At 37.6% G+C, this 13,811-nt stretch carries 12 protein-coding genes; 6 read left to right on the top strand and 6 right to left on the bottom strand.

The genetic code is table 11. The features are described from left to right. Nucleotides 1–80: 80 nt before the first annotated feature. The 5 genes from creC to mdtD form a co-directional block, all read right to left on the bottom strand. On the bottom strand, nt 81–1,550 hold the full coding sequence (gene creC / locus B9T35_RS14370) for a two-component system sensor histidine kinase CreC (RefSeq protein ID WP_086191785.1): 1,470 nt from the start codon (nt 1,548–1,550) through the stop codon (nt 81–83). Nucleotides 1,551–1,553: 3 nt separating this feature from the next. After that, nucleotides 1,554–2,285 (bottom strand): two-component system response regulator CreB, encoded by a 732-nt coding sequence (gene creB, locus B9T35_RS14365; protein ID WP_086191784.1) that lies wholly within the window; start codon nt 2,283–2,285, stop codon nt 1,554–1,556. 511 nt (nt 2,286–2,796) lie between these two features. Next, nucleotides 2,797–3,852 (bottom strand): DNA polymerase IV, encoded by a 1,056-nt coding sequence (dinB, locus tag B9T35_RS14360; RefSeq protein ID WP_086191783.1) that lies wholly within the window; start codon nt 3,850–3,852, stop codon nt 2,797–2,799. A 151-nt stretch (nt 3,853–4,003) separates the two neighbouring features. Then, nucleotides 4,004–4,753 carry a GH25 family lysozyme gene (locus B9T35_RS14355; RefSeq protein ID WP_086191782.1) on the bottom strand — a complete coding sequence of 250 codons (750 nt, stop codon included), beginning with the start codon at nt 4,751–4,753 and terminating at the stop codon, nt 4,004–4,006. A gap of 79 nt (nt 4,754–4,832) precedes the next feature. Beyond that, a complete protein-coding gene (gene mdtD, locus B9T35_RS14350) occupies nt 4,833–6,224 on the bottom strand; it encodes a multidrug transporter subunit MdtD (RefSeq protein ID WP_086191781.1) in 1,392 nt (463 codons plus the stop codon). Nucleotides 6,225–6,488: 264 nt separating this feature from the next. On the opposite strand from mdtD, the gene B9T35_RS14345 reads away from it, so the two are divergent. Beyond that, nucleotides 6,489–7,454, top strand: coding sequence for a hypothetical protein (locus tag B9T35_RS14345; protein WP_086191780.1), 966 nt, complete (start codon nt 6,489–6,491; stop codon nt 7,452–7,454). 67 nt (nt 7,455–7,521) lie between these two features. Here the strand turns inward: B9T35_RS14345 and B9T35_RS14340 are convergent, their stop codons facing one another. Next, nucleotides 7,522–8,160 (bottom strand): TIGR00730 family Rossman fold protein, encoded by a 639-nt coding sequence (locus B9T35_RS14340; RefSeq protein ID WP_416202446.1) that lies wholly within the window; start codon nt 8,158–8,160, stop codon nt 7,522–7,524. A gap of 350 nt (nt 8,161–8,510) precedes the next feature. On the opposite strand from B9T35_RS14340, the gene B9T35_RS14335 reads away from it, so the two are divergent. The 5 genes from B9T35_RS14335 to B9T35_RS14315 all read left to right on the top strand — a co-directional run bounded on the left by B9T35_RS14335 (nt 8,511) and on the right by B9T35_RS14315 (nt 13,767). Further along, on the top strand, nt 8,511–10,097 hold the full coding sequence (locus B9T35_RS14335; protein WP_086191779.1) for a TerC family protein: 1,587 nt from the start codon (nt 8,511–8,513) through the stop codon (nt 10,095–10,097). 170 nt (nt 10,098–10,267) lie between these two features. After that, on the top strand, nt 10,268–10,978 hold the full coding sequence (locus B9T35_RS14330) for a hypothetical protein (RefSeq protein WP_086191778.1): 711 nt from the start codon (nt 10,268–10,270) through the stop codon (nt 10,976–10,978). Nucleotides 10,979–11,080: 102 nt separating this feature from the next. Further along, entirely contained in the window at nt 11,081–11,596 is a 516-nt protein-coding gene (locus B9T35_RS14325) for a YchJ family protein (RefSeq protein ID WP_086191777.1), read from the top strand. A gap of 60 nt (nt 11,597–11,656) precedes the next feature. Then, nucleotides 11,657–12,301: a trimeric intracellular cation channel family protein gene (locus tag B9T35_RS14320; RefSeq protein ID WP_086191776.1), complete on the top strand. Its 645-nt coding sequence runs from the start codon at nt 11,657–11,659 to the stop codon at nt 12,299–12,301. A gap of 146 nt (nt 12,302–12,447) precedes the next feature. Next, nucleotides 12,448–13,767, top strand: coding sequence for an MFS transporter (locus B9T35_RS14315; protein ID WP_086191775.1), 1,320 nt, complete (start codon nt 12,448–12,450; stop codon nt 13,765–13,767). Nucleotides 13,768–13,811: the final 44 nt, after the last annotated feature.

Here is a 13,811-nt window from a genome sequence, read left to right as displayed (position 1 = left end):
TTTATTTGTTATGTTGATGTGGGAAGTATGCGAAATGGAGATGTGTTTTATTTGAGATGTATTTGAAATTTAGATGAAGTTTAAGTGAAGTTCTTGGGCAATTGGATGCTGACTAAAACCCCTTGTTGATGTGAAAAGGTTTGATCAAAGTAACTTTCAGGACTACTTTTCTCATTTTGAATCTGTATTTTTCCATGATGTTGTTCAATCACATTCTTTACAATGCTCAGACCAATACCTGAACTCCGTTGCTGAGTGACTGGGCGAGGCAGAGAAAAATACGTGTCAAAAATTTGATTCAAAGCATAGTCAGGAATCCATTCGCCTTCGTTGAATATTTGAATCTGAACATATTGATCATGAGCACTTAATCGCAAGAGAATTTTGGCTGAATCCGCAGAAAAATCCAGTGCATTATCCAGAATATTCGTGAGGGCTTGATGCAACCAGAAACGATCTGCTTGAATGATGCATTGAGGTTCTATCTCCATTAATAATTGAATATTTTTGTATTGAATTTGACTGCGTTGTTGCTTAATAATTTTTTCAATCAATTCTGATAAATTAATACTTTGGATTTCAAGTGAATGCTTTGATTTTTCTAAACGAGTGAGCAATAACATTCGATCAATCAAATTTCTTAAACGCTGACTTTGTTGATAAATATGCGTGGCAAATTGTTGTTGATCATCCAAGGGTAAATCTTCTTTCAACAATTCAGCACTGGCTTGAATTGCCGTCAAAGGACTTTTAAGTTCATGGGTGAGTGTATTCACATATTGTTCGACATAAGCACGATCCTCAAGTTTTTCCCGCATCTGTTCAACAGCTTGGGCAACTTGATTTAATTCTTCAGCAGAGCGGAAGTAAGGGGTTTGATTGACTGGAGCGAGTGCCTGTGCATATTTGCGGACACGGTCAATGCTATGTTTCAGCCAATAGGCAACCAAGCTTGCCAAAAATAGGCTCAGAAAGGTAATCCATACCGCTTGTTGAATCAGTTTATCTTCAGCCCTTTGAATATAAGGTTGTACGGAACTATTGGGCTTTCCAATACTGATGACACCCAATAATTGCTGTTTGTAAAAAATGGGGGCAGCAATGTACATAATGCTGCTGTTTGGATCATCATAAATAGAACGGGTTGAACGAACGCCATATTTGCCTTGTAAGGTCAGATAGACATCATTCCATTTCGAATAATCTTGTCCTGTCGCCAATCCTTGAGAATCATAGATGACGATGCCTAGAGAATCGGTAATATAAATTTGTTGGTTAATCTGCTGTTTATTATGTTGCCAAATATTGGCGTTAATTTTTCGATTCAATGCATTTTGAATTTTATCGTCAAATTGTGCAGTTGAAACTTTATTCTCATAGACATCTTCTGCCACGAGCATCGCAATAATATTGGCATTCTCCGCCAAAGTATCTTCAACGACTTGGCGTACATTGGGTTTCACTTGCTGATTAAATGTATAGGACATAAACCACAGTCCCAATAAAATAATCAGACCGAAAAAGAACCAAATACGAATAAAGATCGACATCTTCTAGCCCATTCTTTTTAGGCTATAGCCAAAACCACGATGCGTCATAATGGGATCTTGTTCAGCAGAAATTTGTTTGAGTTTTTGTCTTAAGCTTTTAATGTGAGTATCGACAGTGCGTTCTAAACTATGTTCAGGATGTTCCCAAATATGATCCATTAATTGTTGTCGAGCAAAAACTTGTTCAGGATGATCAATTAATAATTTGAGTAGCCGATACTCATAACGTGTGAGTTGTAAGGCTGTTCCAAAATAATGGATTTTCAGGGCTTCTTCAAAGCAGAGCCATATTTTATCAGTTGAATGATCTTTTTCTATTGGGTCTAGGATAGGTGCTTGAATCGTTTGAGACAATTGATTCTGTAGTTCCATTCTGCGCCAAATGGCTTTAATCCGGGACACGATTTCACGTGAGCTGAAGGGTTTAGAACAATAGTCATCTGCACCAATTTCAAGCCCAATAATACGGTCAATTTCATCATCACGTGCAGTTAAAAAGAGTAGGGGCGTATGGTTAAAAGTGCGAATTTTTTTACAAACATCAAAGCCGTTAATATCAGGTAAACCGACATCGAGAATAATAAAATCAAAGTGATTCTGCTCAATCAGTTGAATGGCTTGCATACCTGTATTTGCCCAAGTGACTTGCCATTCTTCACGTTCAAGGGCGTAGCGCAAAGGCATGAGAATTGCGGCATCATCTTCAATACATAAAATCTGTTTTTTATTATTCATTTGAATGCATAAATTAATGGATCAGTTTCAGTGTAATAAAATTAGTGAATTGAAGCGAATGATAATTGACAGAACTATTTGAAAAGGAGCAGAGTTGAATAGACTTCTATACCGTTTTTTTATTTATTTTGAGAGTATAAAAATAAAGAAGTTGTGAATCGTTACTTTGGAAGTTGAATGTAAAATGTGAATTTTGAAAGTAGAAATGAAGGAAAATAATAATAAAATAGGATATTTTTATGATTAAGATCAGCATAGACGGGACAATAGCATCACCCATACCAAATGGCAGAGAGCCCTGTAATCTTCGGATTTGATCGTCACGCTAATCACAGGACAATAGCCGAAAGTAAAGATAATTTTCAGCAACTCGGCTTTACATGGGTAATGTAAAGCGGTGATTAGATTACTCTAAAAATAAGCAGGATGGGAAAATAGTTGTTTTAATTTTACTCGTTTGATTAAAAATTCAGCATAAAGTTTTATGTTCAAGCTTATTTGAAATGCAGTCTTACCAAAGTGATAATTGTGATTCATCTTGTTTTTCTGAGAGTTGATAAAGCCCAACGCCAATCAACCGAAATTGATGAGATTCTGGAATTTGCATTTCTTGTAGTAAGACTTGTATGACTTGGATCATATCTTGTTGCGAACTTAGTGGCTGTTTAAAACTCTTACTATGTTGTAACACTTGAAAGTTTTTGAGCTTTAATTTAACGGTCACGCCCCGTGCTTGAAATTGCCTTTTTTCTAAACTGAACCATACCCGTTCAATTAAGTTGCTCCAATAAGGTTTGCATTGACTTAAAGTAAAATCTACATCAAAAGTAGTTTCTTTGGAAATTTGCTGTCGTTGTCGTTCAGCTTGTACAGGTCTATCATCAATACCTTGTGCATATAAAAACAGTTGCTTGCCGTATTTACCAAAGTGATGAATCAGTACCGCTTCTTCTATTTTTTGTAGATCGCCCAAAGTTTCCAATTGCAGTGATTTGAGTTTTTCTTGTGTGACTTTACCGACCCCTGGGATTTTTTTGAGTGCTAAGCCTTGGATAAAATGTTGAACCTGACTGGGTTTAATCACACAGATGCCATTTGGTTTATGCCAATCTGAGGCAATTTTGGCTAAAAATTTATTCGGTGCAACCCCTGCGGAAGCAGTCAAACCAGTGACTTTAAAAATATCAGTGCGAATGCATTCGGCAACTTCAGTGGCACTGGGAATATTCTTTAAATTTTCCGTTACATCCAGAAAAGCTTCATCTAAGGATAAGGGTTCAATTAAAGACGTGTATTTTTGAAAAATTTCATGAATTTGGATTGAAACATCCCGATATTTTTCAAAATTGGGTTCAATCACAACGACTTGTGGACAGAGCTTTTTTGCTTGCGTCATCGACATTGCAGAACATAGACCAAAGGTGCGTGCAGGGTAGGAAGCCGTAGCAATCACTGCCCGTGGGTGATGTGAAGAAATCACTACAGGTAAGTGTTTTAACTCAGGTCGGTCTTTCAGTTCTACGGATGCATAGAAGGCATCCATATCGATATGTATGATTTTTCTCATGCACTACGCAAGGCAATGTTAGATGATATTATTCTAACCGATGTTTGCTTTATTCTTTAGTGTTGGGAAATATTGTACGACAGATTGTGTCATTTCAAGATGATTCATAGTGGAGTATCAAATATGGTTGAATGTCTAAGTTTATAAATAATTATTTAATATTATTTTTCTCTAAAAACTTTTTCCAGTCATCTTCAGAACCATGAAACACGTTTAAATCTACAGTCGTTGGAATACCTTGAATTTGCCCTTGATTGGTTCGTTGCCAAAATGTCCATGGGCGTTTATTTTTTAAATCAGGTGATTCTTTATATTCACGAATCCAGATCGGTGTTTGTTTAAATTGATCGACTAGAATGATGTTATAGAAGTTTTTCGAGGTATAAAAAATAGGTTGTTTGCCATAATGCTTGTGTAAGCGGTCATGCATGATTTTAATTTGTTTCAGTAATTGGTCTTTGGTGAATGTATTAATGCAATTGCTGTCATATTCCAAATCAATTACAGGGGGAAGGGCATAGGGTTTATTTGGTACAGTTTGAATAAAATTCTGCGCCTGAATTTCGCCGTCACGACATAAACGATAAAAATGATAAGCGCCTATATTTAAATTTTGTTCATGTGCGCCTAACCAATAATCTTGAAATTTATCATCACGATAATCGCCACCTTCAGTGGCTTTCAAATAAACAAATTGATATTTTTGCGGAGAAATCTTCTTCCAATCAATATTCCCTTGATGATGTGAAACATCAAAACCTTGAACTGGATAAGGTTCAGCGGCAGCAGGATTTTGATGGAAAAAAATTAAATAAGAGAGCATCGTACAGCATAATAAAGCCATTCCAATATATGGGCTGTATTGTCGAATTACTTTTTGTTTTGATGATCGCTTTTTCATTGATCCAATGGAGATATTTTCTGTATTTGGTATCATAACGTGATACAGATAGCAAAACCATGTGATTTCTGCAAAGAAATTAAATCGGCATATTTTTAGGTAGCCGTGAGAAAATAAAGGCAGTTAGAATATTGATTGCACCTAAGCAGATCAGTGTGGTGTGGAATGCTGTCGTAATATCATCTGAAGCATAATAAGCTGTAAAAACATTCAATAATGTTCCTGCCAAAGCCACACCAATACTCATAGAAAGCATCATAATCATCGATAAAAAACTATTTCCGCTACTGGCATCTTGTTGTGGCAAATCTTTTAAAGTGAGTGTATTCATTGTGACAAATTGCAATGAGTTGAGTGTGCCAAAAATAAAGAAGTGTATTGCCCGTAACCAATTCGGTGTATCCGCAGTTGTAAGAGAAAAACTGGCAATACATACGCCAACCAGAAGGGTATTGATGAGTAAAAAACGACGATAGCCGATTTTTTGAATAATGGGGCGGATAATAGGTTTGGAAAATAAAGAGCCTAAAACAACAGGGGTCATCATGATTCCTGTCATTAACGGTTCCATTTTAAAGGCAACTTGTAGCATCAACGGTAAAATAAAAGGAATGGAATTACCGCCAAAGCGGGCAAAGAAATTACCTAAAATCCCAATCGCATAAATCTTATTTTTAAATAATTTACTGCGAAATAGTGCATTTTGATGGGTATGTGCATGATATGCATACAGACCTGATGCAATCAGCCCTGCACTTAATAAGCCAAAACTAAATGCTTTTGAAACTTCACGACTGGCAATGTTTTCAATGCCTAAAGCCATGCCGACCATAGCAATGATCAGCAGAATAAAACCACTGAAATCAAATTTTTTCACAGTCGGCTCTGTAGCATTCGGCATGGCTTTAAATGTAACGAGTACGCCTAAAATACCCATTGGAATATTAATTAAAAAAATCCAGTGCCATGTTGCAACTTCAACAAGATATCCGCCGAGTGTCGGACCCATTAATGGACCAAGTAAGCCTGCCAAACTCATCATGCTCATAGCAGAGAGAAACTGTTCTCTTGGAATCAACTTCAACATGGCTAAACGACCTACAGGTAGGAGTAAAGCACCACCAATACCTTGAATCACACGAAAGCCAATCAGTTGATAAAAATTTTGTGATAAACCACAACCTAATGATGCCAGAGTGAAAATCACGATTGCAGCAAAGAAGGTATTTCGAACACCGAAACGATCTGCTAACCAACCACTGAGAGGAATACAGGCTGCCACGGAAAGCACATAACTGATGACTACGCCGTGCATGCGCAAAGGGTCTTCATTCAGACTTTTCGCCATAGCAGGCAAAGCTGTATTGATAATGGTTGTATCCAAGCCTTGCATAAAAAAGCCAATAGAGACAAGGAAAACCAATAATCTAAACTCAGGCTGTAAGCGTTGGTGTGTTGGCGTAGCAGTCATAGCATGGCTAAAGGATGTTGTTTCTCATGAGTTTAAAACAATATGATGAAAAATGATGTATTAAGAATGCATAACGGAATGAGATTCATCATTTAAAATGGAGCAGAGACTCATAAGCTGATCAAGCTATTTAAATATTTATTAACCCATTTCTTTGGTAAAAAGACAGATTGAAAGGTTTGCAAAGTCATTAAAGTGTCATAATCTGCGCCTAGCAGAATCTAAAATTAGGTGAATTGTGTTAGCACAAAAGGTGAGTCATTGATGGGTATTGAAATTTTAATGATTGTCGGCTTTTGTTTGGCTGCTTATTCAATCGTAGGAAATGATGTCCCACAAACATTAGGCACATTTATTTCGTCCAATGCACATCGTCCATGGTGGGTATTGTGGATTTATACCAGTACGATTTTAGCTGTAGTATTGATGTACGGTTGGTGGACTTCTGGGGTCGGTGATGCTTCTTATGGACGTTTGGAAACCATACCCTTTCCGAAAGAAGGAATGACGTGGCTGTACATTGTACCGCCGATTCTACTTTTATTTTTAACCCGATTTGGTATTCCTGTGAGTACCACATTTTTGGTTCTCACCATTTTTTCACCCAGTAGCTTAAGTTCAATGCTGACCAAGTCCATGATGGGCTATGCCGTTGCTTTTGTGGTTGCGATTATTATTTATCGCTTTGTAGTGAAAAGAATAACCGTCTATTTTAGTAAAACGCGACATGAACCTACACCTAAAATGTGGATAGCCATTCAATGGGTGGCAACAGGTTTTCTTTGGAGTCAGTGGCTGATTCAAGATTTAGCCAATATTTTTGTTTATGTACCACGTGCTGTTCCATTGTGGTTTATGGTTTTTGCAATTTTTGTTTTTATTACACTGTTAGGTGTGGTGTTTTATCAACGTGGTGGGGCAATTCAAAACATTATTGATACTAAAACAGGGGTGCAGGATGTACGCTCTGCCACCATTATTGATTTTATGTATGCCTTAATTTTATTGGTCTTTAAAGAAATGAGTAATATTCCAATGAGTACCACATGGGTATTCCTTGGTTTACTTGCAGGCCGTGAATTTGCGATGTCGATGCATTTGGCTGAAGTGAATAAACATCGAACATCACGTAATGTGAGTAAAGATGCTTTAAAATTATTGATTGGTTTACTCATGAGTATTTTATTGGCAACGACTTTACCTTGGTTCTATCATTGGATCGAAGGTTGAGCTACTCGGTACATTTCATACAATAGAAAAGCGAGCTATATGCTCGCTTTTTAGCATTTAAAAAGAATTAAACAACAAATTCTTTTGGATTTTCTAAACTTTTAATCGCATTGAAAATTTGATCTGCATGATTACAGACAATCAATTTTGCTCGGTGTTGAGGGGGTAAGAAACCTTCGTGTACAGCATGATCCAATTGCGCAATCAGGTGGTCATAAAATCCATTCACGTTATACAGCATCATCGGTTTTTGATGTTGATTCAATTGTCCCCAAGTTGCAACCTCTAGAATTTCTTCAAAAGTCCCGAGGCCACCAGGTAGAGCAACGAAAGCACTGGCACGTTCAGCCATCATGGCTTTACGTTCATGCATGTTTTCAACAATATGTAATTCAGTCAGTTTGTTATGTGCAATTTCATAGTCCAACATAAATTCTGGAATTACTCCCACAACGTCGCCACCAGCTTCTGTCACAGTATCTGCAACTTGGCCCATTAAACCAATACTTGCACCACCGTACACAATACCGAAACCGTGGTCAGCAATGCCTTGGGCTAAAGCAATTGCTTTTTCTTTATAAATGGGGCGATTACCTGCGCGAGAGCCGCAATATAATGCGATTAATGTTTGTGTAGCTTTGATTTCAGTGTGGAGAGATTCAGTGGTTATCGATTCATTTTTCATAGATTGTAGTGCGCTATTCATAAATTATTCTTTCTCCTTAACTTAGCATGTTCTGATCTTTTATTTCATCTTAGTTTAGGTCAAAAATATGACAACAACATGAGCCAAGTGAAGTACTTTGCAATAAATTGTAATGGCGCTGTAATGAAGCGTTGTGATAACAGCATAAACGTAAAAAATAGATGAATTACGTGCCAAGCTTGATATAATTAAAGTAAGTATCTCAACAAATGAATCGAAATGGGTAGTGGTTGTCGTCGCTCCGAACAAATACAGTTTCATCAAATAACAATAGTCATAGATGATTTGAATTTTAATTCCTGTCTATTTTATATAGAAAAACAACATCCTATTGGTCGGGAGTTACATTCATGATTTTCGAATGGATGTCAGACCCTTCTGCGTGGGTTGGTTTAGCAACACTGGTTGTGCTTGAAATTGTTTTAGGTATCGATAATCTAGTTTTTATTGCGATTTTGGCGGAAAAATTACCGCCTGAACAACGTGGTAAAGCGAGGGTAATCGGGCTATTACTAGCACTCTGTATGCGCATGCTATTGCTTATGTCGATTGCTTGGGTGATGACACTCACCGAGCCTTTATTCCATGTTTTTGAACATAGCTTCTCTGGCCGTGAGCTTATTTTGCTCTTTGGTGGGGTATTCCTATTGTTTAAAGGAACCATGGAGCTACATGAGCGCTTAGAAGGTGGGCAAATCGTTAAGGATGAAAATCCTGTACATGCGGCATTCTGGATGGTCATTGTACAAATTGTCGTGTTGGATGCTGTATTTTCTCTCGACAGCGTGATTACTGCTGTGGGTATGGTAAAAGATAAATCAGTCATGATTTTGGCCATGATTATCGCTGTTGGCGTGATGTTGTGGGCTTCAAAAGCATTGATGGATTTTGTAAATAAACATCCTACTGTTGTGATTTTATGCCTTGGTTTCTTGATGATGATTGGTTTTTCGCTCATCGTGGAAGGCTTTGGTTATCACATTCCGAAAGGCTATTTATATGCTGCCATTGGTTTCTCAGTATTGATCGAATTCATTAACCAAACCATGCGTAAGAACCAAGAAAAAATGGTGACCACGACAGATTTACGTTTCCGTACTGCTTCTGCTGTACTGCGTATGCTCGGTGGGAAATCCAATGGTTCAGACAATTCAGGTAATCAACCTGAAGACGTGTTAGCAACTCAAGCCTTAGCCAATGAAATGTTTGATCCTGAAAATGGGGCATATCATAGTGTGATGGTACAAGGTGTTTTAGGTTTATCCGAACGTCCTGTGAAGTCTGTGATGACACCCCGTCCTGAATTGGAATGGATTGATTTGGATGATGACCATATCACTGTAAAAGAACGTTTAATGTCGATGACACATTCACGTTTAATTGTTGCACATGGTGAATTGGATAATATTGCAGGTATTGTTCTGACCCATAAAGTGTTGAATGATTATATTGAAACAGGTGTTTTAAACTTTGAAAAACATCTGCGTGAACCCGTGATCGTACATGAAAATGCACAAGTCTTAATGGTGATGGAACAATTACGCCAAGCACCGTTACAGATGGCGATTGTATTAAATGAATATGGCTCGATTGAAGGTATTGCAACACCGATTGATGTCCTTGAAGCGATTGCAGGTGAATTCCCTGATGAGGATGAATTGGAAGCTGCTGCGGAAAGTTTAGAGGATGGTTCTCTGATTCTTGAAGGTTCAACTGATATTCGCCATGTATCGCTATTGCTGGGTCGTGATTTAGTTGATGATTCGGAGCAATATTCGACTTTATCTGGTTATATCCTATTCCATTTAGGGCGCTTACCTGAAAATGGTCAGTATTTAGAAGTAGATGGTTATCGCTTTGAAGTGGTCACTATGGATGGTCACAAAATTGAAAAAGTTCATATTGTTGAGCTAAAAAAAGATGAAGATGATGAGTAATCATTGATCAATATGTGAAATTAAAAAAGCCAATCTAGTGATTGGCTTTTTTATTGTTTGTTTAAATTGAATGACGATTAAGTACAGAATTTATTTGATTAAAAAATGTGTAAGTGTTGAGAGGATAGGTTATCTTCAAGTCAGGATGAAAAAAACAAAATGAGCATAAAATGACTGAATATGCAGCAGTAACAGCACAAGATTCAATTGTCGAGATTTTCCCAAATGTTTATTTATTGAGAGGTAGTATTCGAATTGCATCAATGATGCAGATGAATCGAAATATGCTGATTGTAAAGCAAGGGCAGGATTTAATTTTAATCAATGCTGTTCGTTTAAATGATCAGGGCTTGAAGCAATTAGAACAGCTGGGCTCGGTCAAGCATGTGATTCGTTTAGGTGATTTCCATGGTTTAGATGATCAATTTTATTTAGATCAGTATCAGCCTGAGTTTTGGAGTCAAGCAGGTCATGCAACGTATCCGAATTTAATTCCGCAGCATGTAATTGATGAAAATACCGTTTCACCTATTAAAGAGAGTCAATTCTTTATTTACGCATCAGCCAAATATCCTGAAGCAGCACTGCTATTGCAAGATCATCAATTATTAATCACAACGGACAGTGTGCAATATTGGGATGATTGGAAGTATATGAGTTTTTTAAGCAAAATTATTTTATATCTAATGAGGTTCCGCTTAGGTTTATTTATTGGAGGTCCTTGGTTAAAAAAAGTTTCGACACAAAAAAACAGTTTGAAAGTCGATTTTGAGCAATTACTAAAATTAGACTTTATTCATTTGATTGCTGCACACGGCAATGTGTTAAAAAATACAGCAAAAACTGAGTTGAATAAGGTAGTTAGTTCTACTTTTAAATGATGAGTTTCTAGTTTTTGATGAATGTTGATAGAAACAAAAGCCATTGAGTTGCATTATAGATTTTGCTTTATGATAAGCGCTATTGAACTTTTGAGTTTTGTTATGTCAGATCAGTCTTGTCCTTGTGGTTTAGCGCAATATTCCGAGTGTTGCCAACCCTTACATTTAGGCGCTATTAAAGCTCAAACAGCTGAACAGCTTATGCGTTCACGTTATAGTGCTTTTGCAAAACACGAGATTGATTACATCATTCAAACCACAGCCATTGGTCAACAAAAAGCGTTAGACCAAACTGCGATTGCCGATTGGAGTAAAGCCAACGAGTGGTTAAAACTGAATGTGGTTCAAGCCAAAGAGAAGCTTGATAAAAACCATGCTCAAGTTGAATTTAAAGCGCATTACCATCATAAGAAGGTACATAAAGCAGATCATAGGAAAAATGATCAAAAAAATGATGAAATGCTGGTACAAATCCATCATGAAGTTTCACATTTTGTGAAATATGACGGTGCTTGGTATTTCCTTGATCCAACCACAGAAATGCAAATCACCATGAAACAACCGTGTATTTGTGGTTCAGGCAAAAAATTTAAGCAATGTTGTGCAGAATATGTATAGTTTTTTTCTAAAGATGACTTAAAATAGCGCGCATCTTTTACCCTCAGTGGATGAAGGGAAATGTTACTCACCGTTATTTACATTATTGCAATTACGGCAGAAGCCATGACAGGAGCGTTATCGGCGGGTCGACGTAGTATGGACTGGTTCGGTGTTACGCTGATTGCATGTGTAACCGCACTAGGCGGTGGTTCAGTCCGCGATGTTCTTCTTGGACATTATCCGCTGACTTGGGTGAAACATCCTGAATATTTAGTTTTAACTTGCTGTGCTGCTTTTTTCACGATTATTATCGCGAAATGGATGAAGCATTTACATTCTATTTTCTTACTCTTAGATGCATTGGGGCTGATTGGGTTTACTATTATTGGCTCTCAAATTGCGATGCAGATGGGGCATGGTTTTGTAGTTTGTGCTGTGGCAGGGGTTTTAACAGGTGTTTCAGGCGGTATCTTGCGAGATATTCTGTGTAATGATGTGCCATTGGTCTTCCGCCGAGAGCTATATGCTTCAATTTCCTTTGTTGCTGTTATTTTCTATTGGTTCTGTATTGATTTAGGACTATCTTTAGAAATTACCGTAGTGTCCACTTTAGTTTTTGGTTTCTCACTCCGTTGTATCGCCATCTATTTTGGTTTAGAAATGCCAAAATTTATTTATAAAGATGATGATGAACAGTCTGCTTCTTCTAAAGATGAAACATGATTTTTATGTTGTAAATAATTAATTTTAAATAGTATCTTATATGGCGATCCTGATCTAAATTTAGGATCATCAAAATAATAAAACAAAACAATAAATCCTGTTGTGAAAGCAGTATTCCCACTTTCACCAAATTCAGAGATCGTGTTATGGACTTAGTTTCACGCGTACAACGCCTGCCGATTGGCAAATTTCACTATACTTTATTGTGGGTCATTGGACTGGGTTGGATGTTCGATGCCATGGACACAGGTTTAATTTCCTTTATCTTGGCAAAAATGGCTGAAGATTGGCAAATGTCACCGACTGAAAAGGGTTGGGTCGTTTCCATTGGTTTTGTCGGTATGGCAATTGGCGCTGTTTTTTCAGGTGGATTGGCAGATCGAATTGGGCGTAAAACAGTCTTTGCTATGACCTTGGTGATTTATAGCATTGCCACCGCATTATGTGCTTTTGCGCCAAATTTAACATGGCTACTGGTCTTCCGTTTTATCGTCGGCTTAGGTCTGGGTGGGCAACTTCCTGTCGCGGTGACTTTAGTCAGTGAGTATATTCCTGCACATGTTCGTGGTCGTTTCATTGTTCTATTAGAAAGTTTTTGGGGATTGGGCTGGTTGGTTGCTGCTTTAATTTCTTATTTTGTGATTCCTAAATTTGGTTGGCACATTGCATTTCTGATTGGTGGCTTACCTACAATTTATGTGTTTATGATTTTAAAGAAAGTCCCTGAATCTGTGCCTTATTTGGTGAATCGTGGGCGAATAGCAGAAGCACATGCATTGGTACAAAAATTAGAACGTCAATGTGGTGTAGAGGTCATTGAAATCATTGAAGTCAAACCTGTATCTGAACAACAAGGTGTATCTTTTAAACAACTGTGGTCAGGTGGTTTTGCTCGTCGTAGTTTAATGTTATGGCTGATTTGGTTTGGCATCGTATATTCTTATTATGGCATTTTCACATGGCTTCCAAGTTTGTTGGTTAAACAAGGCTATACCATTGTTCAGTCTTTTGAATATGTCTTGGTGATGATTTTGGCACAGCTTCCGGGTTATGTTGTGGCAGCGTGGCTCGTGGAAAAATTAGGGCGCAAAGCAACCTTAGCAGGCTTTATTGGGATGTGTGCTGTATCCGCATATTTCTTTGGACAAGCGACTACGGTAACCATGATTATGCTTTGGGGTTGCTTAATGTCTTTCTTTAATTTGGGGGCTTGGGGTGTTTTATATACCTACACGCCTGAACAATACCCTGCGAATATTCGTGCTTTCGGTTCAGGTTGGGCTTCAGCAGTGGGGCGTATGGGCGGGATTGTTGCACCACTTGTGGTGACACATATGATGGTGATGAATAATGGCTTTAGTCATGTCTTTATGATGTTTACCGCTGTGTTATTAGCGGTTGCCTTCGTGATTATTGTTTTAGGCGAAGAAACCAAAGGTAAAACCTTAGAAGAGATTGGTTTGTAAGTTTGGATTCAAGTAGATAATGCCTTCAATTGTATATAAAAGTA

The sequence above is a fragment of the Acinetobacter sp. ANC 3832 genome, from assembly GCF_002135415.1.
GTDB lineage: Bacteria > Pseudomonadota > Gammaproteobacteria > Pseudomonadales > Moraxellaceae > Acinetobacter.
This window is presented reverse-complemented; position numbering and strand designations above follow the sequence as displayed.

Excerpts from the sequence above, each read along its gene's own strand:
- B9T35_RS14325 (WP_086191777.1), top strand. The coding sequence starts at position 11,081 with ATGTCAGATCAGTCTTGTCCTTGTGGTTTAGCGCAATATTCCGAGTGT.
- mdtD (WP_086191781.1), bottom strand. The coding sequence starts at position 6,224 with ATGACTGCTACGCCAACACACCAACGCTTACAGCCTGAGTTTAGATTA.
- B9T35_RS14345 (WP_086191780.1), top strand. The coding sequence starts at position 6,489 with ATGGGTATTGAAATTTTAATGATTGTCGGCTTTTGTTTGGCTGCTTAT.
- B9T35_RS14315 (WP_086191775.1), top strand. The coding sequence starts at position 12,448 with ATGGACTTAGTTTCACGCGTACAACGCCTGCCGATTGGCAAATTTCAC.
- B9T35_RS14330 (WP_086191778.1), top strand. The coding sequence starts at position 10,268 with ATGACTGAATATGCAGCAGTAACAGCACAAGATTCAATTGTCGAGATT.
- B9T35_RS14340 (WP_416202446.1), bottom strand. The coding sequence starts at position 8,160 with ATGAATAGCGCACTACAATCTATGAAAAATGAATCGATAACCACTGAA.
- creB (WP_086191784.1), bottom strand. The coding sequence starts at position 2,285 with ATGAATAATAAAAAACAGATTTTATGTATTGAAGATGATGCCGCAATT.
- B9T35_RS14320 (WP_086191776.1), top strand. The coding sequence starts at position 11,657 with ATGTTACTCACCGTTATTTACATTATTGCAATTACGGCAGAAGCCATG.
- dinB (WP_086191783.1), bottom strand. The coding sequence starts at position 3,852 with ATGAGAAAAATCATACATATCGATATGGATGCCTTCTATGCATCCGTA.
- B9T35_RS14355 (WP_086191782.1), bottom strand. The coding sequence starts at position 4,753 with ATGAAAAAGCGATCATCAAAACAAAAAGTAATTCGACAATACAGCCCA.
- creC (WP_086191785.1), bottom strand. The coding sequence starts at position 1,550 with ATGTCGATCTTTATTCGTATTTGGTTCTTTTTCGGTCTGATTATTTTA.
- B9T35_RS14335 (WP_086191779.1), top strand. The coding sequence starts at position 8,511 with ATGATTTTCGAATGGATGTCAGACCCTTCTGCGTGGGTTGGTTTAGCA.